Source organism: Acetobacter sp. KSO5 (genome assembly GCF_044094635.1).
Lineage (GTDB): Bacteria > Pseudomonadota > Alphaproteobacteria > Acetobacterales > Acetobacteraceae > Acetobacter > Acetobacter cerevisiae.
Window position 1 is genome coordinate 2,336,354 of the sequence record NZ_CP172014.1, and the last position, 24,362, is coordinate 2,360,715.

Here is a 24,362-nt window from a genome sequence, read left to right on the forward strand (position 1 = left end):
GGCCTCATGTTTCCATGAGGCCCTTTTGAGCAAACCAGCCTTATGACCGGGATTTGGTATTATACGGGTTTTTCGTGCCCCGCGTTTGCAGACGGATCGGCACGCCCGGCAGATTAAATGTCTCACGCAGGCCGTTCACCAGATAACGCTTGTAGTCTTCCGGGGTCTGCTCGGCACGGGTGCCAAAAATCACGAACGTCGGCGGGCGAGACTTCACCTGCGTCATGTAACGCAGCTTCAGACGACGGCCTTCCACCAGTGGGGCGGCATGACGTTCCAGAGCATCCTCAAACCAGCGGTTCAGCTCACCGGTCGGCACACGGGCGTTCCACACGGCACAGGCCTCGCGCACGGCAGGCAGAAGCCGATGGATGGAAGCGCCTGTCAGGGCTGAGAACGTCACCACCGGCACACCGCGCATCTGCGCCAGAGAAATGCTCAGACGGTCCAGAATGGCCTGACGGGTGGCATTTCTGTCTTCCACCGCATCCCATTTGTTCAGCGCCAGCACACAGGCACGGCCTTCCCGCTCAATCAGGCGGGCAATCTGCAAATCCTGCTCATGCACCCCCAGCGTGGCGTCCAGAACCAGCACCGCCACTTCCGCCATTTTCAGGGCTTCAATGGAGGCTGAGACCGACATTTTTTCCAGCGCTTCATCAATCCGCGCTTTACGACGCAAACCGGCGGTATCCACCACCTCGAACACATCGCCTTCATCATGCAGCGTCACCGCCACAGAATCGCGCGTCAGGCCGGGTTCCGGGCCGGTAATCATCCGCTCTTCACCCAGTAGGGCATTCAGCAGGGTTGATTTCCCCGCGTTCGGGCGGCCAACAATGGCGATACGGATCGGGCCGGCGGGCCGGGCAGGAAGAACGATTTCCGCGTCCGGGTCCTGTGGCTCCGCATCAGCCTCGAATTCGTCCTCTTCTTTCTCAAACTCTGCTTCCGGTTCCGGCGGCAGATGTTCGACAATTTCGCCCATCAGGTCGGACAGGCCTTCCCCATGCTCGGCAGAAACCGCAACCGGTTCACCCAGCCCGAGAGAATAGGCTTCCATTGCAGAAGCTGCACCACCGCGCCCTTCGGCCTTGTTGGCCACCAGCAGAACGGGACGCCCCTGCTTGCGCACCCACGCTGCAAAGTGCTCATCAGCCGGGGTAATCCCCGCACGGGCATCAATACAGAACAGGACGAGCACAGCCTCGCGCACGGCGCTTTCGGAAGAGGCGCGCATACGGCCAAACAGGCTGGTCGGCGCAGCTTCTTCCAGCCCGGCGGTATCCACCAGACGGATGGTACGGCCGCGCAGCAGGGCAAGACCTTCCTTACGGTCACGCGTTACGCCGGGAGTATCCGCCACCAGCGCCTGACGGCGACCGACAAGGCGGTTGAACAGTGTTGATTTCCCCACATTCGGGCGGCCAACAATGGCGACCAGAGGGAGATCAGCAGAAGGTACAGGCGCAACAGGCCGCATGGGCCGCCGGCGATCAGCCATAAGAGCGAAGCTTTCCGTCGTTGGTGACAATCAGCAGCTGCTCATCAACAACAATTGGGGGAACAAAAGAAACCTGATCCGTGGAATCCACGGAAATGATAGCGCCGGTTGTCGGGTTGACGCGCGCAATGCCGTTGCCCGGCATGGTGCTGACGCACACAAGCTGGCCACCGGCCATGACCGGCCCAATCCATGTCACAATATTTTTGCTGACATCAACGCGTTCAAAGCGACGGAGCTGCGTAATCCAGCGCACATGGCCAGAGAGGCGGTCGATACAGGCCAGCTGATCATCCTGAGACAGCACATAGAGCCAGTCACCCACACACAACAGACTGTTCTGGCTACCAACGGCACGCTCCCACAGGCGGCGACCGGTCCGGATATCCACCGCAGCCAGAACCTGCGCCATGCTGACAGCGTAAACCGTGCTGTCCACCACCACCGGCAGACCGCGCACACAGGTAAGGTTCAGCGTGCTGGCCTGACTGCCGACGTTGCCGAGCATATCGCTCCACACAACCTCGCCACTCTCTGCACGGAAGGCGACAAGATCGCCCCCGCCAAAGCCAGCGACCACAACACCATTGACCACAGCCGGAGCAGGCTGACCAAATGCGGTCGTATCTGCTGCTGTCGCCGTATAGGACCACAACTGGTTACCGGTTGCAGCATCCAGCGCAAACAGGCGCTCATCAATGGTGGCAAAGAACACGCGACCATCCGCAATGGTCGGCGCTGAGCGGCCGGGGGTCCCAAAGTCGGAACGCCACTTCACCTTACCCGTCGCAGCGTTAACGGCCAGCGCCTGCGAGATACCGTCAACGATATAGACCGTATCCCCGTCCACACCGATGCCGCCGCCAACATTGCTGGACTGGAGCTTTTTCGGTTTGGGGTTGATGGTCCACAGATGGGACATATGCGGCCAGCTAAAGGCCCGCACCACGCAGCGCGCATCCATGATGAACAGACGCCCGTTATGCACCACAGGCGGAGACTGGATCAGCCCGCGCCCGAAATCACCCAGAGCAGCCCATGCCAGCAGGTCAGGCTCGGAAATACCGGCGCCAATATCTTTCGTCCAGCGCGGATGCAGGCCGCCCCACCGGTAGTTGCTACCGACATGCGACGTTACGCGACCCACCAGCGGCCAGTCTGAAACCGAAATCGCTTCCGGCAAGGTAATGGCCGTATGGTCTTCCTTATCAACCGTCAGCCCGGCACCGGAAGAGAGCACATTCGTGCGGTGGCCCGCCAGAATGGGCTTTTCATCTTCATCAAACAGGCTGCACCCTGCCAGCACGGGCATCATGGCAGCCCCGGCCAGCAGTTTTCTGCGCGCTACAGACGGACGACCAAAAAAACCGGAACGTGTTTTGTTACTCATGGTGCCTTACCCTGCCGACGGATCAAGAGCCTGGGACAGCGCCTGAGCCCTGTTCCGCACGCCCGAAGGAACGTCCTGCGCCGCGGCGAGCACGGCAAATTTCTTGCGGGCATCATCCAGATGCCCTTCACGAATATCCAGCGTCGCCAGAGCTTCTGTCGCCAGACCATTCCATGCCTTACCGCTCCCGGTCAGCAGGGAAAGGCGGGACCGCAGCGTTGCCGGGTCTCCCGCATCAAGCTGTTTCTGGCACCACAGAAGCGTCGCCAGATCTCGCAGAACCGGGTCTGCGCTCTGGTCCGTCTGCACGGCATCCCATGCCGCAAGTGCTGCTTTCACGTCACCATGCGCAGCCTGCACGCCGCCTTCCTGCAGGCGCGCAAGAGTTGCAACGCCTTTCGGCCCGGTGGCCACAAGCTTCTGCAGGGCTGCCAGCCCGGTCTGAGCGGTTTCGCCAAGCGGGGTCGGTGTTGCGGGAGCAGGCGGAAGGTGATCTGTCTCGCGCAGGGCCGTCAGATAAGACCCGGTTGCCGCAAGAGAGGCAGACTTCAGGCTGGACAGGTGCCAGGACCACGCGCCAGCCCCAATCACGACGGCGGCAATCACCCCCAGCCCCAATCCGGCATAACGGCGAGCCGTCTGACGCAGGCGTTCAGCCTTCAATTCGTCATCAACTTCCTTGAAAACATCTTCTGCCACGTCTGGCTGGTCCCGTTCTGACTATGATGCGTGTGTAATCGGCACTTCTGCCCTATGCACACACATCATACAAGTCACCTGCGAGAAAGACACCCCTTATCCTACGCGGCAGAAGGAAGCGCTTTAGTGCGCTCCACCGCCGAATTTTGCGCTGGCCGCTTTCAGGGAGGCTGTCAGATGCACAAAATTCCCGGCAATCCGCTTCTGCACCACAGCGCTGCCTTCATGAATATGCGCGATTTTATCACGCGCTTCATTACTGATGGCTGTCTCTTCCTTGTTCGCCGCACGTGCCACGCAGGTATTGTACGCCCGGGCGGCCTTTTCATACGCCGTCACCTTGTCCACGCTGGCATTGTAACGCTCAACGGAAGACACATCGACAGACGGTGCCGTGGGCTCTGCCCCACATGCAGGGGCACCCCATGCGCCGGTTGCTGCCTGAGCGGCCCCGGAGTCTGCCAGGGCAGCGCCAGCCAGCAGACCACCCAAAACCAGAAAAAAACCTTTCCTCATTCCCAATTTCCCTGTCCTGCACGACGTGTCCTGCCCGAACCTTCGGGCGGCTGTCGGAATACCTGCGGTTCATGACACAGGCCGTGCAAATGTCCATCCCCAGCCCTTGTGGACCCGCTTGTGGGCCAGAATACGGCATAATGAGGCTATCTCCTTCTGACACTTGGAAAAACAGGACGAGGCCCGTATAGAATCCATCAAATGCGCATTCTCTTCATCACGGCCACACGGCTTGGCGATGCCGTGCTTTCGACCGGCCTTCTGGCCCACCTCATCCGTACTTATCCGAATGCGCGCTTCACCATTGCCTGCGGGCCTGTGGCGGCCGGATTATTTGAGAATCTGCCCGGACTCGAGCGCGTGATCGTCATGACCAAACGTACGCATGACCGGCACTGGCTGGATTTGTGGAAAGCCTGCATCGGCCAGAAGTGGGATCTGGCAATTGACCTGCGCGGCTCGGCCACCACATTTTTCCTGCGCACCCGCAAACGGCTGATTATGCGCGGGGGCCGCCGCCCCGGCCTGCGGCTGAACCATCTTGGCCAGTTGCTCCGCCTTTCCCCGCCGCCGATGCCGACCGTGTGGCTCTCCGAGGCAGATAAGACACTCGCCAGCCAGATCACTCCCTCGGATGCCGGGCCGATCATCGCCCTTGGCCCCACAGCCAACTGGACCGGGAAAATCTGGCCAACTGAGCGTTATCTGCCGCTTTGGGCCGAACTGTCCCGCCAATACCCCGCAGCCCGACCGGCTATTTTCTACGGCCCCGGAGAACAGGAACGTGCCCTCGCCCTCCCCGTGCTGGAAGCCTTGCCTAACGCCATTGATGCCGGAGGCCGCTTCTCTCTGACGCAGGTTGCTGCAATGCTGGCCCGGTGCAGTCTGTTTATCGGGAACGATTCCGGCCTGATGCATCTGGCTGCCGCTGCGGGCACACCCACTCTGGGGCTGTTTGGCCCCTCCCGTGCCTCGGAATATGCCCCCTCCGGGCGCTGTGCCACATGGGTTGCCGCTCCCGGTCCGGAGGGAGACGCACCTATTGCCGGACTATCTCTGGCTGTTGTTGTTCAGGCCGCGTCCACCCTGCTGGCGGAGACCCAATCATGACTGCGCATTCCCCCACCGCTGCCCCGCTTCGCGTTGCGCACGTCATGGCGGGCGCGCCCACCGGCGGGGCGGAATTGTTTTTTGAGCGGCTTTGCATCGCGCAGGCTGCGTCCGGCCTTTCCGTTCTGCCCGTCATCCGGCGTGACGCTGCGCGCGCAGCCCGGCTTCAGGCAGGCGGCGTCAAACCCTGTGAACTCAAATTTGGTGGCCTGACAGACTGGCGCACCCGCCCGCAGCTCCGCACACAGCTCAAACAGTTTGCCCCGCGCGTTACCGTCGCGTGGATGAACCGGGCTGCCCGCTTCACCCCGCAAGGGGACTGGATTCTGGCGGGCCGCCTCGGCGGGTTTTATGACCTCTCCTATTACCGCCGCTGCTCGCACCTTATCGGCAATACGCACGGGCTGGTGCGCTGGATGCGGGAACAGGGCTGGCCCCAGGACCGCGTGCATTACCTCCCCAATTTTGCAACGGAACTGGCCAATACCGCGCCGGTCCGCCCAGCGGGCCTGCCCCCCGGCGCACCCTTCCTGCTGGCATTAGGCCGCCTGCACACCAACAAGGCGTTTGATGTACTCATCCGCGCCATGGCGCATTTACCGGGTGTCTGGCTCGTCATTGCGGGTGAAGGCCCGGAACGCGCCGCGCTGGAAGATCTTGCCCGCAAGGAAGGTGTGGCAGGCCGCGTGCTGATGCCCGGCTGGGCGACGCACCCGGGCGGCCTGATTCGCGCCTGCACAGCACTCGTCTGCCCCTCCCGGCATGAACCGCTGGGCAATGTGGTGATTGAAGGCTTCTCGGCCCAAAAGCCGGTCGTCGCGGCAGCGTCTCAGGGTCCGACAGAGCTGATCCGCTCCGGAGAAAACGGCCTGCTGGCCCCTGTGGAAGATGACCGCACCCTCGCCCGCCAACTTGCCGCCGTGCTGGAAGACCCGGTGCGGGCCAGCAAACTCGCAGCCGCAGGCCGGGCGGATTATGAGCAGACATTTGCAACAGCACCTGTGCTGAAAGCGTGGTCGGACTTTCTCTCCACCGTGGAGAAAGCCTGATGTGCGGCATTGGCGGTCTGGTTTACACACGCGGCACACTGCCCTGCGGGCAGGATGTGCTGGACCGCATGGCCGCCGCCCTGCAGCATCGCGGCCCGGATGGCGCGCATTTTGCCCGCTTTCCGCACGCTGACCTCATCCATACTCGCCTGTCCATTATTGATATTGCTGGTGGAGACCAGCCTCTTTCCGCCGGGTCTGGCACGCTGATCGCCAATGGCGAGATTTATAATGACCCGGAGATTCGTGCGCAGATCGGCCCGGAACACTTCAGGACCGGCAGTGATTGCGAATCCCCTCTCCGGCTGTGGGAACGCCACGGTGCAGATTTCCCCCGCCACCTGCGCGGCATGTATGCCATTGCACTGTATGACAGCGCACAGGATGAGCTGCTGCTCTCCCGTGACCCGTTTGGCATAAAGCCGCTCTATTTCACGGAGTTTGACGGCGGTGTCGCCTTTGCATCGGAACCCGCTGTATTACTGGCGGCAAATCTCGCGCCCCGCACAGCCTCCTCCACCGCGCGGGATGAACTGCTGCAACTTCAGTTCACCACCGGCCGGGAGACCATTTTCAAAGGCATTTCCCGCGTGCTGCCCGGTGAGACCGTGCGCATTGTGCAGGGCCGTATTCTGGACCGCCAGCGCCTGTCGCCCCTGCCGTTTCAGCCCAAAGCCCAGTCCCCCCTGACAAAAGAAACCGCGCTGGCGCAACTGGATGAGGCGCTGATGAACAGCGTGCAGGCGCATGAACGCGCTGACGTACCGTTCGGCCTGTTTCTATCTGGCGGCATCGACAGCGCCAGCCTGCTGACGGCCATGAATCGCCTGCCGCGCCCTGAAAAACTGCGCACCTGGACTGCCGTTTTTGATGCGCCCAATGCCGCGAATGAAGCGGAAGCCGCAGCAGCCCTTGCCCGTGGCGCACAGGCCGAGCACCAGACCGTACACATTACCGCCAATAAAGTCTGGCAACATCTGCCCGCCATTGTGGCCTGCATGGATGATCCAGCCGCCGATTACGCCATTATCCCCACGTGGTTTCTGGCGCAGGAAGCCACAAAAGATGTCCGCGTGATCCTGTCTGGTGAGGGCGGTGACGAACTCTTTGCAGGCTATGGCCGGTATCGCTCCGCCATGCGCCCGTGGTGGCAGGGTGGCCGCCGCATGTGGCGACACGGCATGTTTGACAGTCTGGACATCCTCCGCAACCGCCCGACCCGCTGGCGCGATGGTATTATGGCAGCCGAAATGGCTGCGCCCTCTGCCCCAACCCGCCTTTCCGCCGCACAGGCCGTTGATATTGCCGAATGGCTGCCCAATGATCTGCTGCTCAAGCTGGACCGCTGCCTGATGGCACATGGGCTGGAAGGACGCACGCCCCTGCTGGACCCGGTGGTGGCCGATCTGGCATGGCGCCTGCCGGATAGCCTGCGCGTGCGTGGAGACAAGGGCAAATGGCTGCTGCGCCGCTGGCTGGAACAGCACTGCCCGGCAGCCCGCCCCTTTGCCCCCAAGCGGGGCTTTACCGTGCCCATTGGCGCATGGATTGCAGCAGACGGTGCGCGACTGGGGCAACTGGTTGCACAACAGGAGTGCATTCAGGAAATTGCCAAACCCGAACGGGTACGCGCACTCTTTCAGGCTGCGGCTGGCCGTAAAACCGGCCCTGCTGCCTGGACGTTACTGTTCTATGCCTTATGGCACCGGACACATATCCGCGGGCTTGCCCCGGCGGGTGACGTTTTTGAAACACTCAACCAGTCCTCTTGAGGTCTGCACCATCATCGGGAGCACCTGTCATGCCGACCCCTTCCCATAGTGCCCTGCTGGAAAACCGGACCGTCCTCAAACTCTCAGGCGCGGACCGCGTAAAGTTCCTGCAAGGGCTTGTAACAGCGGATGTCGCCGCCCTTGAACCCGGACAGGCCACATGGTCCGCCTGCCTCACCCCGCAGGGCCGCTGGCAGGCCGATTTCTTTCTGGTGGCCGACCCGGATGACACCTGCCTGCTGCTGGACTGCGCCAGTGAACAGGCGGAGGGCCTGCGCAAACAGCTGCTCCGCTTCCGCCTGCGCGCCGATGTGCAGATGGAAGCCACCGGCATGCGCGTTATGGTCGCATGGGGCGAGGCTCCCGATGCCGCCCTGATGGAAAACACCATCAGCTTTGCAGACCCCCGCCTGTCTGCCGCCGGATGGCGTTTACTTGATGTGCCGGAAGGCACGCAGCCTACCGACACCCCGCAGGACTACAATCTGCACCGGCTGGTTCTGGGCCTGCCCGATGGCGTGCAGGATTGTGAAGTGGGCCGCACACTGGCCGCAGAAGCCAACATGGATCTGCTTGGCGGCGTCTCATGGAGCAAAGGCTGCTATATGGGGCAGGAAGTCACCGCCCGTATGCATTACCGCACTCTGGTCAAACGCCGGATGGTCCCCGTTGCCTGTACTGGCCCCTTACCTGCCCCCGGCACCCCGATTCTTGCGAACGGGGTAGAGGTTGGCACGCTCTGTTCCTCGCAGGATCATGTCGGGCTTGCCTTGCTCAAAACCAGCGCAGCGACGGTACAAACACTCGACTGCGGCGGCCACCATGTTGTGCCCCGCCCGCCGGCCTGGCTTACCGCGGCCCTCACGCCGCCTCAGTCTCCCTCTTCCACACCCAACCCGGACTCATCTGCATCCTCATGACCTATCAGGCTCCAACCCCCGCCGCCCTTTCCAGCATGCTGGACGTTGTAAAATTTGACGCCTCCGGCCTGATTGCCGCCATTGCCCAGCAGCATGACACGGGCGAAGTGCTGATGATTGCGTGGATGACGCGCGAAGCCCTGCAGGAAACGCTGGAAACAGGTCGCGTCTGCTACTTCTCCCGCAGCCGCCAGAAACTGTGGCGTAAAGGCGAAACCTCCGGGCAGATTCAGCATCTGGTTGAAGCGCGTCTGGATTGCGATGCCGATGCCGTGCTGCTGCTGGTCAACCAGATTGGTGTGGCCTGCCACACGGGTCGCCGCAGCTGCTTTTACCGCGCCTTCGGCCCCGAAGGACTGGTAGAACTGACCAAACCGGAAATCGACCCGAATGCTTTGTATGGCAAAAAGGCCTGAACAGACGTTCGAGCGGGGCGGCAACTCGGCCGCCCTTTTCTCTAACAGACTTATTTAAAAACCCGACGTTCTCGGATGCACTGCGTCGCCAAGCGCCGCGCCCCCGCGCAAAAAAAACCGCCAAAATCAGGCCTTTTCTGCGTTGGCCTTCTCCTGCCCCCCGTCAGCCAGAAGCTGAAGCACAGCGTCCGCCGCCGCATCCGCTGGCAGCTTACCCCCCGGGCCCTGCAAACCATGCAGAACGGTTTTAAAGGCGTCTTTCTGCCCATTCGCCAGCTTTGGATTTTCGAACAGGGCCCGCACGGCACTGGCCAGCACGGAGGGGCGACACTGTTCCTGCAACAGTTCTGGCACAATAGCTCGCCCGGCCAGCAGATTGACCATGGCCACATACGGCACCCGGATCAGCCGCCGCGCCATGAAGGCCGTCAGCGGATTAACGCGATACGTCACCGCCATGGGCACGCCTGCCAGCGCAAGTTCCAGCGTTGAGGTGCCGGATTTGGTCAGAGCCGCACCAGCAGCGGCAAACGCATCATGCTTGTCCTGCACGTCCGTCACAATCACAGGCCGAACTGGCCAGCGAGCTGTCTCTCGTGCCACCGTTGCTGCCACAACGGGAGACACCGGAATAACCGGCACCACATCCGGCATGTCCCGCTGCAACAGGGCCAGCATCTTCCCGAAGACTGGCAACAGGCGCGGTGCTTCTGAACGACGACTACCGGGCATCAGGATCAACACCCGAGCGCCTTCTTTCAGACCGTGTTGCTGATAAAACCGCGCAGCATCCCCTGTCTCCGCACCGGATTGCAAAACCGGATGCCCGACAAATTTGGTCAGCAGACCATGTTTGCTAAAAAACTTTTCCTCAAACGGCAGCAGGCACAGCAGCTCTTCCCACAGGCCGGGGAATTCCTTCACGCGCTTCTGTCGCCATGCCCAGACCTGCGGCGCCACATAATGCACACGCGGGATGCCGAGCCCGGCAATGCGCTTCAGCAACCGCAGGGCAAAGCCGGGACTGTCGATCGTCACCACAAGGTCTGGCTTGCGGGCTTCAATATCCTGCACGGCTTCATTCAGCCGGGCAGAGAGGGAACGCAGGCGCGGCAGCACCTCCACCAGCCCCATCACGGCGAGATCCCGCATCGGGAACAGACTGTGCAGCCCCTGCTCTTCCATGCGCACACCGCCTACACCCGCAAAGCGGATGGCGGGGTTCCGGGCGCGCAACGCGTGCATCAGGCGGGCACCCAGCACGTCACCACTGGCCTCACCAGCCAGAATCCAGATGAGAGGGGCGACAGAAGAAGGAGCATTCACAACCATTCCTCACGCATACCGGGCCACCTGAGGCAGCACAATGTCCACTTTATGTTCGGTATCGGCTTATGACGTCATAAAGCCCGGTGCACCAACGGATAGCGGCTGCTCACACACGCCAGGTGGCCACAGGGAGGGCCAGCAAGCCTCAGAAAAACCTTTTCGTTACAGCCGCGTCCATCTTATGCCCTGCTGTATAGGGAAAAAACACCAGACATGGCAGAAAGGGGTCTCGTGACTGTTAGCCAATATCTCAAAGAATGGACGGACGATCCGGTCAAAAACGTTCTGGCCGGGATGGTCGGAACCTTTGCGCTGATCCCGGAAGTCATCGCCTTTTCTTACGCAGCGGGCGTAGCCCCTGCGGTGGGGCTGTTTGCCTCCTTTGTCATCAGTATTGCCATTGCCATTACCGGCGGCAGACCGGGGATGATTTCCGGGGCCGCCGGCTCCGTTGCTCTGGTCGCAGCGGACCTCGTGCACGGATATGGATTTGATTATCTGCTGCTCGCCACCCTGCTGGCCGGTGCGTTCCAGATCGTGTTCGGCCTGCTCAAGCTGCAAAGCATGATGCGCTTTGTCTCGCGTGAGGTGGAGACAGGCTTTGTGAACGCACTCGGCCTGCTGATCTTTTCCGCGCAGATTCCGCAGATGCTGCATGTCACATGGCATACCTATGCGCTGATCGCTCTCGGGCTGGCCATTGTCTATCTGCTGCCGCGTATCACCACCATCATCCCCTCCCCCCTTATCTGCATTCTGGTGCTCACCGGCCTGACCATGGCGGTGCCCATGCCGGTGCATGTCGTGTCCGATCTGGGCGCGCTGCCCACTGGTCTGCCGTCCCTCACGCTGCCGCATGTGCCCATGACGGTGGAAACCTTTAAAATCGTGCTGCCCTATGCCTTTGCCATGGCCATGGTCGGGCTGCTGGAATCCCTCATGACTGCCACCGTTGTGGATGAAATGACGGACACCCACAGCAACAAGCGCATGGAATGTACGGGGCTTGGTATTTCCAACATGTTTGTCGGCCTGTTTGGCGGCATGGCAGGCTGCGGGATGATCGGCCAGACCGTGGGCAACCTCCGGTATGGCGGACGCGGTCGTCTCTCCACCTTTACCGCCGGGGCTTTCCTGCTTCTGCTGCTGGTGGCCTGCCACGGGTTTGTAGCCCGCGTGCCGGTGGCAGCTCTCGTGGCCATCATGATCATGGTGTCCGTCAGTACGTTCTCATGGTCGTCCCTGCGTGACCTTGTGCGGCATCCGCGCCTGTCTTCCACCGTCATGCTGGTGACCGTTATCGTGGTGGTCCTCACGCATGATCTGGCCGCCGGGGTGGCCTGTGGCGTGCTGCTCAGCGGGCTGTTCTTCTCCTTTCAGGTCATGACACTTCTGAAAGTGAACAACACGCTGAGCACCGATGGCACCACCCGTACCTACCATGTGCAGGGGCAGGTCTTTTTTGCCTCTGCCAGCCTGCTGTCTGACGCCGTTGATTTTCAGGATACCGCCAGCCACATCGTGCTGGACCTGAAAGACGCGCGGCTGTGGGACATCAGTGCAGCTGATACGCTGGAGAAAATCGTCTCCCGCCTGCAAGGGCGCGGCAAGACGGTGCAGATCATGAACCCGGACGCCCGCGCAGCACAACTGCTCAACGCGCTGGGGCATGACACCCTTCTGGCGGACACACAGACGCACCCTGCGGCTTAATCCACGTTTTACACCACTCTGCAAAAAGCCCCGCCAGAACCAGCGTCTGGCGGGGCTTTTTGTATCTGGGCATTTCCTCTGATGAAAAACTCAAACCTCAGACGGTTCGTTTCCCCGGTTTCGGCACCAGCCGCAAGGAAAGCAAAACGGCAGCAATCGCCGCGTAAATAAACGGCTCCGTGTGCCAGGTTTTAAAGGCAATGGCGTAGTGAACAGAGGCCAGAATCATGGCCACATAAACCAGCTTATGCAACTTCGCCCAGCGCCGCCCCAAAGCGATGATAGCCTTTCGAGTGGAGGTCAGCGCCAGCGCCAGCAAGATCAGGAACGTCAGCAGGCCGAAGGTCAGGAACGGACGGCTGGTAAAGTCCTTCCACAAGACATGCGTATCAAAATGCCGTGCCACACCAACATAAAATACCACATGCAGCGCCGCATAACTAAAGGCCAGCAACCCTAACGGGCGGCGATAGACCATAAAGTCCAGCCCGACAAAACGCTTAAGCGGGCTAACCGCCAGCGAGATCAGCAAGAAGCGGAACGCCCAGCGCCCGAAATCATGTAGGCAGACAGAAACCGGGTTCGGCCCTAATGTGTTCGCCATCCCCTGTGCAATGTCAGACACGGCGGGAATCAGACAAAACAGATAGAGAAAAATCTGCCGTGTCAGCGGAGAAAAACGGGAACGCCGCCGCCGGCCAGAAGAGGGTGGTGCCATCCGCCTAAAAATCCTTCCGCAAATCCATACCGCGATACAAACCGGCCACCTGTTCTGCATAGCCATTGAACAGCCGTGTGGGTCGCCGCGCCGTTCTGAACAGGCTGCCCTCCCCGATAATCTGCTCACTCGACTGGCTCCAGCGCGGATGGTCCACGTCCGGATTCACATTGGCATAAAACCCATATTCATCCGGGGCCATCTGGTTCCAGCTCGTCGGCGGCTGCTGATCTGTCACAGTAATACGCGTGATGGATTTGATGCCCTTAAATCCATACTTCCACGGCACCACCAGCCGGATGGGCGCACCATTCTGCGCGGGCAGTGCCTCGCCATACACACCTGTTGCCAGCAAGGTGAGCGGGTGCATGGCTTCATCCAGCCGCAACCCTTCCACATAGGGCCAGCGCAGGGAGAACAGGCCTCCCCGCTGGCCGGGCATTTCAGAAGGCCGGACAACAGACGTAAACGCCACATATTTTGCCCCCGCCTTCACCCCGGCGGCCCGCAGCAACGCTCCCAGTTCAAACCCCTGCCAGGGAATGACCATGGACCACGCTTCCACGCACCGCATCCGATACAGCCGGTCTTCATGCCCAAAGCGGGCATTTAGCGCATCCAGATCCCAGACCTGCGGATGCTCCACCAGCCCATCCACCTGCACCTGCCAGGGGCGAGGATGAAAGCCACCGGACAGTTCTGCCGGGTCGCTCTTCTCCATCCCGAATTCATAAAAATTATTATAATGCGTGACATCATCCCGAGGCGTCGGAGTTTCCGCTGCGGGCCAACCGCGTGCAGGCGCATCAGCCTGCGCCATAACGGGCTTCAACCCGCCAGCCAGAACCCCGCCCACTGCTGTGCCAAGCAAAGCCCGGCGCGAGAAAAACAGCCGCCGTGGCGTAATGTCCGAGGAAGCCGGGCGAGGATAGCGATACACAGCCATAGGAAAGCCCCTTCCTTTTTACGTGAGCAGAACTGCTCCGTGCAGTGAAAACAAAAGTGCCGCCATTGTATATGGAAAAACGTCCTGAATACGCTTTCTTCTTATGCAGCATTCAGCGCAAAGGAACCATGCAGGAAACCGCATGAGAACTTCTGCCGTTTCTGCCATAGTTGCCGCACGCAAAATAACAGGGACTTGCAGAATGACCACGCAGCAGACCATTGGATTTATCGGCTTTGGGGCCATGGCCAGCCGGATGGGGGATAATCTCAAAAAAGCCGGCTACGTTCTGGTTGCCTACACGCCCTCCGGCAAAGGCGGTGACGGCTCCACGCCCTTCCTGCCCTCCCCTGCCGACGTGGCAAAAAAAGCAGACATCGTCCTCGTCTGCGTGCCGGACGATGAAGCCCTTGCCGCCGCCATGTATGGCGAGACCGGCGCACTGGCTGGCATGCATGAAAATCAGCTTTTGCTGAACACCAGCTCCGTCTCCCCCGAAGCCACGGATGCCCTGCAGAAAGCCGGGGAAGAAAAAGGCATCAGCGTGATTGACTGCCCCGTTTCCGGCAGCACGCCGGAAGCAGAAGCCGGGGCTCTGGTTGTGCTGGCAGGCGGGGATGACACCCTGATTGCCCGCGCCCAGCCTGTCTTTGACTGCATTGGCAAAACCACCGTTCATGCAGGCCCCTCCGGCAGCGGCGCACGGCTGAAGCTGGTGATTAACGGCATTATGGGCGCAGGTCTGGCCGCTGTGGCGGAAACCATCGCCTATGGGCTGGCCGCCGGGCTGGACCGTTCCATGCTGTTTGATGCGCTGGGCGAGGTTGCCGTTATTTCCCCTCACCACAAACGCAAAATTCGTGCTGCCAAGGATGGTGATTTCACGCCGCAATTCCCCACCCGCCTGATGCAGAAAGACATGCGCCTGCTGCTGGATGCCGGAGCGCGGCTGGCTGTGCCCATGCCCACCATGGCCGCAACCACGCAGCAACTCTCCCTGACGCGCCGCGCGGCCGCGAACGAGGATTACTCTGCACTGATTGGCGTGATGGAACACATCGTCGCCAACGATGCCTGACGGCTTTGCCCCGCAGCAAGACACCCGCTCCCTTGCCGACCTCCGCAATATCGGCAAGGCGGCGCTGGCGGATTTTGCCGTTCTGGATATTCACACCGTGCAGCAGCTTGCTGAGCAGGAGCCAGATGCTCTGTATCTGGCGCTCTGCCAGAAAACCCGGCAACGGCATGACCCATGCGTGTATGATGTTTTCGCGGCAGCCATCCATCAGGCGCGCACCGGAGAGGCGCTAAACTGGTGGCGCTTCACGCCAGATCGCAAAACACGTCAGAAGAACGGAACCTTTCCCGTTTATGAGTCTACCGCGCCAGCACGCTGAAAGGCGCGCGCAGCCTTCCATCCTGCGCGCATCACAGCCAGCCGGTCTCCCAGCCCTCGGGGCAGACCAGCCTGCGCGCTGCCCCGCTTCAGATCGCGCTCAGCCAGCACGGCAGGCAACGCGGCAAGTTGGCCAGAAGTAGAAAGAGAAGCAGCATCACACGCACTCAGGAACGCCTCGCCTTCCTGCCGCAGCCCGACCTCATCGCCCGGAAACAGATAACGCCCACTCTGTCGCAGGCGCGGCCAGTGCCGCAGCATGGCCCCCGCGCCATAAGCCGCACCACAGGCCTCCAGCCGGACAAGCACGCCCTCATCCCGCACGCCCAGTGCTTCCCCTATGGCGCGTTGCACACCGCCCGCGCCATCCAGCATCATCTTGCGCCAGACATTGACATCTGGCTGTGGGTCCAGCTCCACCTCCCGCGCAGCGAGAATACGTAACAGCGTCTCCCGACAAAACACACCACGTTCCAGAGCCAACAGAAGCGGAGGGGCAAGCTCATGGTCCGGCGTTCGTGCGCCCTCCAGCACATCTCGCCACCACTGGAGCCTGATCAGCCCCGCCATGGGACCGGCTATCGCCGCAGAGCGGGCCGGAGCAAGCGCACGGGTCAGTTCCGTATGGAACGCCAGCAGCACCTCCACATCGGGGCGGACAGAGGCTGGCAGAAAACGCGCGCACAGAGCCCGATCCGGGTCCGCACGCTGCACAGCATCTTCCAGATACCCCGCCCCCAAAACGTCCTGCTGCATACGCTGCCCGTCTTTCTTCATCCCGCCCCTTTCCACTCCTTTACCCATCCTGACCGTCACCGGCTCTTCAAAAGGCGTGTGAAGGATCTTTTTCCCGCGTGCGACGTTAACGGCAAAGACGGGGCGGCAGGGACAACACTGTGTGACTGGCCCGACAGAAAGCAACATTGTCACACCCCAGTCCCTTGACGCATCTGCCGCCGCCCCATAGCTCTGGATCATGGCGCATGGTCGCCCGCTTTTACCTTTATGGAGTATGTCATGGCTTTTGAACTGCCAGCCCTTCCCTATTCCTACAACGCTCTTGCCGCACGCGGCATGTGCCAGGAAACGCTTGAACTGCATCATGACAAGCACCATCAGGCTTATGTCACGGCTCTGAACAATTTTGTTGAAGCCAATCCCGCTCTGCAGGGCAAGTCTCTCGACGAAATCATTCTGGCTGTTAAAGGCGACAGCGCTCAGGCTCCCGTGTTCAACAATGCTGGTCAGCATTGGAACCACATCCTGTTCTGGCAGAACCTCTCCTCCACGGGCGGTGCGATTCCGGACAAGCTGGCGGCAAAAATCAACGGTGACTTCGGCAGCGTTGATGCCTTCAAGGACCAGTTCAAGAAGGCAGCCGCCTCTCAGTTCGGTTCCGGCTGGGCCTGGCTGGTTCTGGGTCAGGACGGCAAGCTGGCCGTGACCAAAACCGCCAACGGCTCCAACCCGCTGGCTGAAGGCCAGGGCAAAGTGCTGCTGGGTCTGGATGTGTGGGAACACGCCTACTATCTGGACTTCCGCAACCGTCGTCCGGACTACATCACCAACTACCTGGACAAGCTGGCGAACTACGAGTTCGCAGAAGCTCAGCTGAACGCTGCCTGAGTTTTCCAGACTTAGTCCGGAAAGAACGCCTCCCTCACCGGAGGCGTTTTTTTTGCCTGCTTGCCAGCAAAAAATAGCAGCCCTGCATTACCCCCTCTTGATTGTTGCAACAGATATTCCAATCTTTGTTAGCGAGAAAAGACCATGCCGCCATTGCCATAATGGGATGGGGACAAGGCCTTCAGTCGCCTGAGTAGAAGGGACAAGAGGGAAACGATGGATATCGCAAAATTTACAGAACGCTCTCGCGGTTTTTTGCAGGCCGCACAGACTATTGCCATTCGGGATTTTAACCAGCAGCTCACGCCGGAGCATCTGCTCAAGGCCATGCTGGATGATGAGGAAGGCGCTGCGTCTTCCCTTATTCGCGCCGCTGGTGGCACGCCTGACGCAGTAAGAGCTGCTAACGAACAGGCTCTGGCCAAACTGCCCAAAGTACAGGGCGGCGGGGCTGGCCAGCCTTCTGCCACACCGGATCTGGTCCGTGTTCTGGATGCCGCCGAACAGGGCGCGCAGAAAGCCGGAGATTCCTTTGTGGCGCAGGATCGTCTGCTGGTGGCCATTGCCGCCTCCGACAGCCCGGCAGGCCGCGCTTTGAAAGAGAACGGCGCCGCGCCGGACGCTCTGGACAAAGCCATTGCCACCATCCGCAAAGGACGCACTGTGACCAGCGAAAACGCTGAAGCCAATTTTGATGCTTTGAAGAAGTATGCCCGTGATGTGACGGAAGTTGCTCAGGCAGGCAAGCTGGACCCCGTGATTGGCCGTGATGAAGAAATTCGTCGTGCCATTCAGGTTCTCGCCCGCCGTAGCAAGAACAACCCGGTTCTGATTGGTGAACCCGGCGTGGGTAAGACCGCCATTGTGGAAGGTCTGGCGCAGCGCATCGTCAATGGTGACGTGCCGGAAGCTCTGAAGAACAAAAAGCTGCTCTCGCTCGACATGGGCGCGCTGGTGGCGGGTGCAAAATATCGCGGTGAGTTTGAAGAACGCCTGAAAGCGGTTCTGAAAGAGATTGAATCCGCCGAAGGGCAGGTCATTCTCTTTATTGATGAGATGCACACGCTGGTGGGCGCTGGCCGTACCGATGGGGCCATGGATGCCTCCAACCTCATCAAGCCGGAACTGGCCCGCGGCACCCTGCACTGCATTGGTGCGACCACGCTGGATGAATACCGTAAATATATCGAGAAGGATGCCGCCCTTGCCCGGCGCTTCCAGCCGGTGTTTGTCGGTGAGCCGTCCGTCGCGGATACCATTTCCATCCTGCGCGGGATCAAGGAAAAGTACGAGCTGCATCACGGTGTCCGGATTACCGACGGCGCACTGGTGTCTGCCGCCACGCTGTCCAACCGCTACATCACGGACCGCTTCCTGCCGGATAAAGCCATCGATCTGATTGACGAGGCGGCCAGCCGCCTGCGCATGCAGATTGACAGCAAGCCGGAAGAACTGGACGAACTCGACCGCCGCATCATTCAGCTCAAGATCGAGCGTGAAGCCCTGCGCAAGGAAGATGACAGCGCCAGCAAGGACCGTCTGGAAGCCGTGGAAGCGGAACTGGCCGATCTGGAAGAAAAATCTGACGCCATGAGTGCGGCCTGGCATGCGGAAAAAGACCGTGTGAATGCCGTGCAGAAGTTGCAGGAACAGCTGGATCAGGCGCGGTCTGAAGTGGAAGTCGCTCAGCGCAAAGGCGATCTCGGCAAGGCATCTGAGCTGATGTATGGCGTTATCCCCAACCTGCAGGCCCAGATTGCGCAGGCGCAGGAAACGCAGTCCGAAGCCGGTAAGACAGACCTTGTGTCTGAAGCCGTGACGGATCAGGGCGTGGCCTCCGTTGTCTCCCGCTGGACGGGTGTGCCGGTGGACCGCATGCTGGAAGGCGAACGTGCCAAACTGCTGCGGATGGAAGATGACCTGCGGAAATCCGTGGTCGGTCAGGAACCTGCCCTTAAAGCCGTATCTAACGCTGTGCGTCGTGCCCGTGCCGGACTGCAGGACCCTAATCGCCCGATTGGCTCCTTCCTGTTCCTCGGCCCGACGGGTGTGGGTAAAACCGAGCTGACCAAAGCTCTGGCCCGCTTCCTGTTTGACGATGAAAAGGCACTGCTGCGCATCGACATGAGTGAATTCATGGAGAAGCACGCCGTTGCCCGCCTGATCGGTGCCCCTCCGGGTTATGTTGGGTATGAAGAAGGCGGTGTGCTGACAGAAGCGGTGCGACGTCGGCCTTATCAGGTCATTCTGTTCGACGAAGTTGAAAAAGCGCATGAAGATGTCTTCAACATTCTTCTTCAGGTGCTGGACGATGGTCGTCTGACGGATGGTCAGGGTCGCACGGTGGACTTCCGCAACACCATTATTGTGCTGACCAGCAACCTCGGCTCCGATGTTCTGGCACATCAGCCGGACGGTGAAACGACCGACATGGTACAGGCCCAGGTGATGAAGGTGGTGCGTGAGCACTTCCGGCCGGAATTCCTGAACCGTCTGGACGAGATCATCCTGTTCTCCCGTCTGCAGAAAGCGGATATGACAAAGATTGTCGATATCCAGATGCGTCGCCTGCAGAACCTGCTGGATGATCGCAAGATTACCCTCGGCCTGGATGATCTGGCCCACGCATGGCTGGCGAATGAAGGCTATGACCCTGTGTATGGTGCCCGTCCGTTGAAACGGGTTATCCAGCGCAGCCTGCAGAACCCGCTGGCGGAACTGCTGCTGCAGGGGACTATTCACGATGGCGAGAATGTCAAAATCTCCGCCAACGGGGATGGCCTGCTCATCAACGGTCAGGAAGCCGCTGCTGCTCTTGCCTGATCGCCCCGCAAACAGGCACAACAGAAACGGGAAGGCTCAGGCCTTCCCGTTTTTTATTGCGCGCATCACAAAGGGAGTTTCCTTATGGCAGAACCCAACTGGCTGATCTGGGCCCGTGAAATTCAGGGCATTTCCCAGACCGGCCTGACCTACGCCAAAGACCCTTTTGATAAAGAGCGCTATGAAATGCTGCGCGCCCTCGCCGCCCGCATGATGGCGGAAGGCAGTGGTCTCCCTGCCGGGAAAATTGAAACCATTTTTCAGGAACAGGCTGGCTACGCGACACCAAAACTGGAAGTGCGCGTCGGTGTGTTTGATAAAGACGGCCGTATTCTGATGGTGCGGGAAGTGCTGGACCAGAATAAATGGACCGTGCCCGGCGGCTGGACGGATGTGAACCTGACCGCCGCAGACTGCGCCGCCAAGGAAGTGTGGGAAGAAACCGGCTATACCGTCCACATTACCAAACTCGCCATGGCGCTGGACCGCACCACACAGGGGCACCAGCCCCCCGAAGCTTTTACCGTCACCAAACTGTTTTTTCTGGGAGAACTGACAGGCGGCAGCCCCACTACCAGTATTGAAACCAGTGAAGTGCGTTTCTTCGCCCATGATGAAATTCCGACGGATCTTTCAATAGGCCGGGTTCTGCCCCAGCAGATCGAACGCCTCTTCGCGCACCACGCGACCCCTACCCTGCCCACCGAGTTCGACTGAATCACCTTCCCCGCCACCCTCTCAGCGTCTTCATGACGAGAGGGTGCCGCAGGTGCTAAGACAGGCTTCCCTACCTTATCGAGACCCAACCTATGCCGAGCCCAAACCCCCTGATCCTGTCTTTTGGAAGCATTAATATTGACGTCACCGCCCGGGCTGTCCGTTTGCCTCGCCCCGGCGAGACTGTGCACGGCGAAAGCTATGCCGTCATGCTCGGCGGCAAAGGAAGCAATCAGGCCGCCGCTGCGGGGCGACTGGCTGCCGGATCAGGCATTCAGGTGGCTTTGGCCGGGTGCATTGGTCAGGACAGCTTTGGTGCGCAGGCCCGTCGGGAACTTGAGCGCTTTGGTGTGGATCTTTCTCCGCTAAGGGAAGATCCCGCGCAGGCAACGGGCATTGCACTGATTGGAATTGATGGCAGCGGAGAGAACTGCATCACGGTGGTCGGTGGCGCGAACATGGCTGTGGATGAAACGGACGTTGCTGCCGCGTCAGAATGGCTGGAACGTGCAGCCGTTGTTCTATTGCAGCTTGAGGTACCTCAGCAGGCCGTTCTGGCTGCCGCCCGCAAAGCAAGAGCGGCAGGTGCTCTGGTCGTGCTTGATCCTGCCCCCGCTCCGGAACACGGTCTTCTGGATGCGCTCTGGCAGGAGATTGATATTCTGACGCCAAACGAAAGCGAGACGTTCCAGTTAACAGGTCTTCGGCCAGACACTGTAGAAGACGCTGCAAAGGCTGCTGACCTGCTTTTGGCCAAAGGCGTAAAAGCCGTCCTCGTCAAAATGGGAAGCCGGGGTGTGTTCTGGCATGATGGAACGCAGAGCGGCCATAGCGCGCCCTTCCGCATTGAGCCTGTTGATACTGTGGCAGCGGGTGACTGTTTTAACGCAGGCCTCGCCTTCGCGCTCGCGCAGGGGAAACCTTTCCCTGAGGCTGTCCGTATAGCGTCTGCATGCGGCGCGCTGGCCACGACACGTCATGGTGCTGCTGATGCGGCCCCTGAATGGGAGGCTGTCACCGCGTTAATGGCGGCTCAGCCAGAGGCATAAACCCGGCTCCCGTGCTGCTCAGTTACGGGATTGCGCCAAACGTCCCACGCTCTCGCGATACGTTAACTGCCCCAACAGAGCGACAAGTGTTTTGGCACAATGCCCGTCCGGATCTTTCTCCGGATCATAAATGGAAACTGTCATTCCCAGACAGCGTCTGTCAGAAACCAGTGGATTGAGAAGCGAGACCATATCAGCCGATGAAAGCCCCGGTGAGCCCGGGCAATCAACGGCTGGCATGACGACCTGATCCAACACATCGACATCAAAATGCACCCAAAAACCCGCCCCTGAGTGTGACGACAGAAGAGCTTGAATCTTTGCCGAGACCGCCGCTACGCCGATCTTTTGGAAGTCAAAAATATCAATCTGTGTGATGGCGGTGTCGGCAATATCGGGCCATGCGAAATCGGCGTCATGGCTTTCCCGCTCACCAATCTGAATAACATGGTCATCCTGCACCAGAGGGCCTTCGATATCAGGCCATTGGGTCAGAAAGGTTTCCCCGCGTCCTGTAGCCAGTGCGAGATCCATTCCCGCAACGCCACTCATAATCTGGCTGGCGTCATAATTCCCCGGATGCCGAAAATCGCTATGTCCATCAAAATGAATAAGAGATAGTGGGCCGTTCCGCCGCGCACCCGCAAGCGCCCCGAGTAGAATCGAGCAGTCCCCGCCCAGCACCAGAGCAAAATTCCCGTTCCGGACACTCTGCCCCACATGCTCGGCAAGTGTCAGACTGAAGGCGCGGATCGCGTAGCCGTTCCGGATGAGTGTTCCCGCAGGAGGCACCCGGCAATAGTGGGGACGAGCCAGCCTTGTGACCGAAGCATTAGCCCCCAAGGCATCAGCCAGCCCGGCAGCCATCAGCACCTCCGGTGCACGCCATGTTCCCGGTTCATGCCCCGGAGAGAGCGGGCTCAGGCCAAGATTGGTCGGCGCCAGAATAACATCCATCTTACCCAGCCTCCCGCATGAACCCCTGAAAATATTACGGAAAAAGAATTGTCAGGCAATATGATAAAAAAACGGTCAGGCTCACAGAGAACCTGACCGTTTCCAAAGTATCCACTCTGCGAAAATTTTACGCCAGCAGCGGTTCAACCTGTTTGAACAGCATTTCAAACCGTGCGCGGTCTTCTGCCTTGATGCGTACGGTAATGTTGGCCCCGCTTTCATCATCCGTGCGGTTCAGCACTTCCCCGTGCTGATAGAGCCATGCAGACGCCGCCCCGTCGGAGAGTGGCACGCGGTAGCGAACCTCTTCCATGGTGGCCGTCATCTGCTCGTCAATCAGCGCCATCAGTTCCGGCAGGCCGTCTCCGGTTATGGCGGAAATACCGATAGCATCACCCAGTTGCGCCAGTTCTTCCGGGCCGCCCAGCAGATCAACCTTGTTCAGCACTTCAATCATGCGGCCAGACCAGTCCGGCTCAATCATGTTATCCCGCGCCATGCCTTCCAGAACGTGGAACACATCTTTTTTCTGGGCAGCACTATCCGGATGCGCAATGTCCCGCACATGCAGAATGATGTCGGCTTCCGCCACTTCTTCAAGTGTGGCGCGGAAGGCGGCAATCAGTTCCGTCGGCAGATCACTGATGAACCCCACCGTGTCCGACAGAATGACCCGACGGCCTGATGGCAACGTGATAGCCCGCATGGTGGGGTCCAGCGTCGCAAACAGCTGGTCTTTTGCGTAAACCGCAGCACCCGTCAGCGCATTAAACAGGGTCGATTTGCCTGCGTTGGTATAGCCAACCAGAGCCACCACCGGGAACGGCACCCGCTTACGCGCCTGCCGATGCAGCCCGCGGGTGCGGCGCACCTGCTCCAGATCTTTCTTGAGGCGGACAATCCGATCACCGATCATCCGGCGGTCAGCCTCAATCTGTGTTTCACCCGGACCACCAAGGAAGCCGAAGCCACCGCGCTGACGTTCCAGATGGGTCCACAACCGCACAAGCCGGGAACGCTGATATTCCAGATGCGCCAGCTCGACCTGCAGCGTTCCTTCCTTCGTCGCAGCGCGTGCGCCGAAGATGTCCAGAATCAGGCCGGTCCGGTCAATCACCTTACAGCCAAACTCGGTTTCCAGATTACGCTGCTGGGCGGGGCTTAGCCGGGCATCCACCACCAGAACTTCAATTTTCTCAGCCTGAACGGCAATTTTGAGCGAATCGACCTGCCCTTTACCCAGCAGAGTTGCTGAACGTCTGGTCCGCAGCAGCAGTGTTGCCTGTAAAACAATTACCAGCCCGATGGAGGCTGCCAGACCCACGGCCTCTTCCAGCCGGGCTTCCGCAGCCCTTACATCCTGATCGTGGGCAGACTTTTCCCAGGGGAGAATAACCGCGCCACGGGTGGCAACGGGTTTTGTATCAGATAAAATCGTCGCCAAGTGTGGGCTCTCTGTCTGTCTGAGCACCGGAATTTGGTGCTTCGAAGATATTGATAGGCACAGTCGGCATGACCGTGCTGATGGCGTGCTTGTAAATCAGCTGTGTATGCTCATCGCGTTTCAGCAAAACGGCGGCATCATCAAACCACGTAATATTGCCCTGCAATTTTACGCCATTCACAAGAAAAACTGTCACAGATGAGCGCGAACGGCGAATCTGACTCAGAAACGCATCCTGCACATTGTATCCGGTGTCCTTATCCACGAT

Annotated in this window: 23 protein-coding genes; 12 read left to right on the top strand and 11 right to left on the bottom strand. The window is 60.0% G+C overall.

Annotation, left to right across the window (positions count from 1 at the left end; genetic code table 11):
- Positions 1 to 40 precede the first annotated feature (40 nt).
- From der to ACHQGU_RS10515, 4 genes are all read right to left on the bottom strand, one after another.
- Entirely contained in the window at positions 41 to 1,504 is a 1,464-nt protein-coding gene (gene der, locus ACHQGU_RS10500; RefSeq protein ID WP_395494988.1) for a ribosome biogenesis GTPase Der, read from the bottom strand.
- Entirely contained in the window at positions 1,497 to 2,894 is a 1,398-nt protein-coding gene (locus ACHQGU_RS10505; RefSeq protein ID WP_062141915.1) for a PQQ-binding-like beta-propeller repeat protein, read from the bottom strand. The genes der and ACHQGU_RS10505 overlap by 8 nt, the downstream gene beginning before the upstream one ends.
- Positions 2,895 to 2,900: 6 nt before the next feature.
- Positions 2,901 to 3,593 (bottom strand): tetratricopeptide repeat protein, encoded by a 693-nt coding sequence (locus tag ACHQGU_RS10510; RefSeq protein WP_043550558.1) that lies wholly within the window; start codon positions 3,591 to 3,593, stop codon positions 2,901 to 2,903.
- A gap of 123 nt (positions 3,594 to 3,716) precedes the next feature.
- Positions 3,717 to 4,109, bottom strand: a complete 393-nt coding sequence (locus tag ACHQGU_RS10515; RefSeq protein ID WP_395494989.1) for a hypothetical protein — start codon at positions 4,107 to 4,109, stop codon at positions 3,717 to 3,719.
- Between the two features lie 201 nt (positions 4,110 to 4,310).
- Here ACHQGU_RS10515 and ACHQGU_RS10520 point away from each other — a divergent pair, with 201 nt between their 5' ends.
- From ACHQGU_RS10520 to hisI, 5 genes are read left to right on the top strand one after another with little or no spacing between them, the layout of a single operon-like run.
- The gene (locus ACHQGU_RS10520) at positions 4,311 to 5,219 is read left to right on the top strand and encodes a glycosyltransferase family 9 protein (RefSeq protein WP_395494990.1); all 909 of its coding nucleotides are present in this window, start codon (positions 4,311 to 4,313) and stop codon (positions 5,217 to 5,219) included.
- Positions 5,216 to 6,268, top strand: coding sequence for a glycosyltransferase (locus ACHQGU_RS10525; RefSeq protein WP_395494991.1), 1,053 nt, complete (start codon positions 5,216 to 5,218; stop codon positions 6,266 to 6,268). Before ACHQGU_RS10520 ends, ACHQGU_RS10525 begins: the two co-directional genes overlap by 4 nt.
- Positions 6,268 to 8,040 carry an asparagine synthase (glutamine-hydrolyzing) gene (gene asnB / locus ACHQGU_RS10530; protein ID WP_395496422.1) on the top strand — a complete coding sequence of 591 codons (1,773 nt, stop codon included), beginning with the start codon at positions 6,268 to 6,270 and terminating at the stop codon, positions 8,038 to 8,040. Before ACHQGU_RS10525 ends, asnB begins: the two co-directional genes overlap by 1 nt.
- Positions 8,041 to 8,069: 29 nt before the next feature.
- On the top strand, positions 8,070 to 8,960 hold the full coding sequence (locus ACHQGU_RS10535; protein ID WP_395494992.1) for a YgfZ/GcvT domain-containing protein: 891 nt from the start codon (positions 8,070 to 8,072) through the stop codon (positions 8,958 to 8,960).
- Positions 8,957 to 9,376, top strand: a complete 420-nt coding sequence (hisI, locus tag ACHQGU_RS10540; protein WP_062141909.1) for a phosphoribosyl-AMP cyclohydrolase — start codon at positions 8,957 to 8,959, stop codon at positions 9,374 to 9,376. The genes ACHQGU_RS10535 and hisI overlap by 4 nt, the downstream gene beginning before the upstream one ends.
- 126 nt (positions 9,377 to 9,502) lie before the next feature.
- On the opposite strand, the gene lpxB is transcribed toward hisI, so the two are convergent.
- Positions 9,503 to 10,702, bottom strand: a complete 1,200-nt coding sequence (gene lpxB, locus ACHQGU_RS10545; RefSeq protein ID WP_395494993.1) for a lipid-A-disaccharide synthase — start codon at positions 10,700 to 10,702, stop codon at positions 9,503 to 9,505.
- 234 nt (positions 10,703 to 10,936) lie between these two features.
- On the opposite strand from lpxB, the gene ACHQGU_RS10550 reads away from it, so the two are divergent.
- Positions 10,937 to 12,418, top strand: coding sequence for a SulP family inorganic anion transporter (locus ACHQGU_RS10550; protein WP_395494994.1), 1,482 nt, complete (start codon positions 10,937 to 10,939; stop codon positions 12,416 to 12,418).
- Positions 12,419 to 12,515: 97 nt separating this feature from the next.
- On the opposite strand, the gene ACHQGU_RS10555 is transcribed toward ACHQGU_RS10550, so the two are convergent.
- Both ACHQGU_RS10555 and msrP read right to left on the bottom strand, forming a co-directional pair.
- On the bottom strand, positions 12,516 to 13,136 hold the full coding sequence (locus ACHQGU_RS10555) for a sulfite oxidase heme-binding subunit YedZ (protein WP_215753904.1): 621 nt from the start codon (positions 13,134 to 13,136) through the stop codon (positions 12,516 to 12,518).
- Positions 13,137 to 13,140: 4 nt separating this feature from the next.
- Positions 13,141 to 14,082, bottom strand: a complete 942-nt coding sequence (gene msrP / locus ACHQGU_RS10560) for a protein-methionine-sulfoxide reductase catalytic subunit MsrP (protein WP_395494995.1) — start codon at positions 14,080 to 14,082, stop codon at positions 13,141 to 13,143.
- Positions 14,083 to 14,224: 142 nt separating this feature from the next.
- Between msrP and ACHQGU_RS10565 the strand changes: the two genes are divergently transcribed.
- Positions 14,225 to 15,160 (top strand): NAD(P)-dependent oxidoreductase, encoded by a 936-nt coding sequence (locus ACHQGU_RS10565; protein WP_395494996.1) that lies wholly within the window; start codon positions 14,225 to 14,227, stop codon positions 15,158 to 15,160.
- Complete coding sequence (locus tag ACHQGU_RS10570; RefSeq protein ID WP_395494997.1) at positions 15,153 to 15,479, top strand: helix-hairpin-helix domain-containing protein; 327 nt, start codon at positions 15,153 to 15,155, stop codon at positions 15,477 to 15,479. Before ACHQGU_RS10565 ends, ACHQGU_RS10570 begins: the two co-directional genes overlap by 8 nt.
- Here the strand turns inward: ACHQGU_RS10570 and ACHQGU_RS10575 are convergent.
- Positions 15,452 to 16,456 (bottom strand): squalene/phytoene synthase family protein, encoded by a 1,005-nt coding sequence (locus tag ACHQGU_RS10575; protein WP_395494998.1) that lies wholly within the window; start codon positions 16,454 to 16,456, stop codon positions 15,452 to 15,454. The genes ACHQGU_RS10570 and ACHQGU_RS10575 overlap by 28 nt on opposite strands.
- A gap of 39 nt (positions 16,457 to 16,495) precedes the next feature.
- Here ACHQGU_RS10575 and ACHQGU_RS10580 point away from each other — a divergent pair, with 39 nt between their 5' ends.
- The 4 genes from ACHQGU_RS10580 (at position 16,496) to ACHQGU_RS10595 (ending at position 21,693) form a co-directional block, all read left to right on the top strand.
- The gene (locus ACHQGU_RS10580) at positions 16,496 to 17,104 is read left to right on the top strand and encodes a superoxide dismutase (protein ID WP_062141943.1); all 609 of its coding nucleotides are present in this window, start codon (positions 16,496 to 16,498) and stop codon (positions 17,102 to 17,104) included.
- A 216-nt stretch (positions 17,105 to 17,320) separates the two neighbouring features.
- Positions 17,321 to 19,927 carry an ATP-dependent chaperone ClpB gene (gene clpB / locus ACHQGU_RS10585; RefSeq protein ID WP_395494999.1) on the top strand — a complete coding sequence of 869 codons (2,607 nt, stop codon included), beginning with the start codon at positions 17,321 to 17,323 and terminating at the stop codon, positions 19,925 to 19,927.
- Between the two features lie 84 nt (positions 19,928 to 20,011).
- Entirely contained in the window at positions 20,012 to 20,644 is a 633-nt protein-coding gene (locus ACHQGU_RS10590; protein WP_253554427.1) for an NUDIX hydrolase, read from the top strand.
- Positions 20,645 to 20,736: 92 nt separating this feature from the next.
- Entirely contained in the window at positions 20,737 to 21,693 is a 957-nt protein-coding gene (locus ACHQGU_RS10595) for a ribokinase (protein WP_395495000.1), read from the top strand.
- Between the two features lie 18 nt (positions 21,694 to 21,711).
- Here the strand turns inward: ACHQGU_RS10595 and ACHQGU_RS10600 are convergent, their stop codons facing one another.
- The 3 genes from ACHQGU_RS10600 to hfq all read right to left on the bottom strand — a co-directional run bounded on the left by ACHQGU_RS10600 (position 21,712) and on the right by hfq (position 24,359).
- Positions 21,712 to 22,650: an arginase family protein gene (locus ACHQGU_RS10600; protein ID WP_395495001.1), complete on the bottom strand. Its 939-nt coding sequence runs from the start codon at positions 22,648 to 22,650 to the stop codon at positions 21,712 to 21,714.
- Positions 22,651 to 22,777: 127 nt separating this feature from the next.
- Positions 22,778 to 24,121 (bottom strand): GTPase HflX, encoded by a 1,344-nt coding sequence (gene hflX, locus ACHQGU_RS10605; RefSeq protein WP_395495002.1) that lies wholly within the window; start codon positions 24,119 to 24,121, stop codon positions 22,778 to 22,780.
- Positions 24,075 to 24,359, bottom strand: coding sequence for an RNA chaperone Hfq (gene hfq / locus ACHQGU_RS10610; RefSeq protein ID WP_043550541.1), 285 nt, complete (start codon positions 24,357 to 24,359; stop codon positions 24,075 to 24,077). Before hfq ends, hflX begins: the two co-directional genes overlap by 47 nt.
- Positions 24,360 to 24,362: the final 3 nt, after the last annotated feature.

Bases quoted from the DNA above. Each gene is read 5' to 3' on its own strand.
- der (WP_395494988.1), bottom strand. From the start codon at position 1,504: ATGGCTGATCGCCGGCGGCCCATGCGGCCTGTTGCGCCTGTACCTTCT.
- ACHQGU_RS10505 (WP_062141915.1), bottom strand. From the start codon at position 2,894: ATGAGTAACAAAACACGTTCCGGTTTTTTTGGTCGTCCGTCTGTAGCG.
- ACHQGU_RS10515 (WP_395494989.1), bottom strand. From the start codon at position 4,109: ATGAGGAAAGGTTTTTTTCTGGTTTTGGGTGGTCTGCTGGCTGGCGCT.
- ACHQGU_RS10520 (WP_395494990.1), top strand. From the start codon at position 4,311: ATGCGCATTCTCTTCATCACGGCCACACGGCTTGGCGATGCCGTGCTT.
- ACHQGU_RS10525 (WP_395494991.1), top strand. From the start codon at position 5,216: ATGACTGCGCATTCCCCCACCGCTGCCCCGCTTCGCGTTGCGCACGTC.
- asnB (WP_395496422.1), top strand. From the start codon at position 6,268: ATGTGCGGCATTGGCGGTCTGGTTTACACACGCGGCACACTGCCCTGC.
- ACHQGU_RS10535 (WP_395494992.1), top strand. From the start codon at position 8,070: ATGCCGACCCCTTCCCATAGTGCCCTGCTGGAAAACCGGACCGTCCTC.
- hisI (WP_062141909.1), top strand. From the start codon at position 8,957: ATGACCTATCAGGCTCCAACCCCCGCCGCCCTTTCCAGCATGCTGGAC.
- ACHQGU_RS10555 (WP_215753904.1), bottom strand. From the start codon at position 13,136: ATGGCACCACCCTCTTCTGGCCGGCGGCGGCGTTCCCGTTTTTCTCCG.
- msrP (WP_395494995.1), bottom strand. From the start codon at position 14,082: ATGGCTGTGTATCGCTATCCTCGCCCGGCTTCCTCGGACATTACGCCA.
- ACHQGU_RS10565 (WP_395494996.1), top strand. From the start codon at position 14,225: ATGAGAACTTCTGCCGTTTCTGCCATAGTTGCCGCACGCAAAATAACA.
- ACHQGU_RS10570 (WP_395494997.1), top strand. From the start codon at position 15,153: ATGCCTGACGGCTTTGCCCCGCAGCAAGACACCCGCTCCCTTGCCGAC.
- ACHQGU_RS10575 (WP_395494998.1), bottom strand. From the start codon at position 16,456: ATGATCCAGAGCTATGGGGCGGCGGCAGATGCGTCAAGGGACTGGGGT.
- ACHQGU_RS10580 (WP_062141943.1), top strand. From the start codon at position 16,496: ATGGCTTTTGAACTGCCAGCCCTTCCCTATTCCTACAACGCTCTTGCC.
- clpB (WP_395494999.1), top strand. From the start codon at position 17,321: ATGGATATCGCAAAATTTACAGAACGCTCTCGCGGTTTTTTGCAGGCC.
- ACHQGU_RS10590 (WP_253554427.1), top strand. From the start codon at position 20,012: ATGGCAGAACCCAACTGGCTGATCTGGGCCCGTGAAATTCAGGGCATT.
- ACHQGU_RS10595 (WP_395495000.1), top strand. From the start codon at position 20,737: ATGCCGAGCCCAAACCCCCTGATCCTGTCTTTTGGAAGCATTAATATT.
- ACHQGU_RS10600 (WP_395495001.1), bottom strand. From the start codon at position 22,650: ATGGATGTTATTCTGGCGCCGACCAATCTTGGCCTGAGCCCGCTCTCT.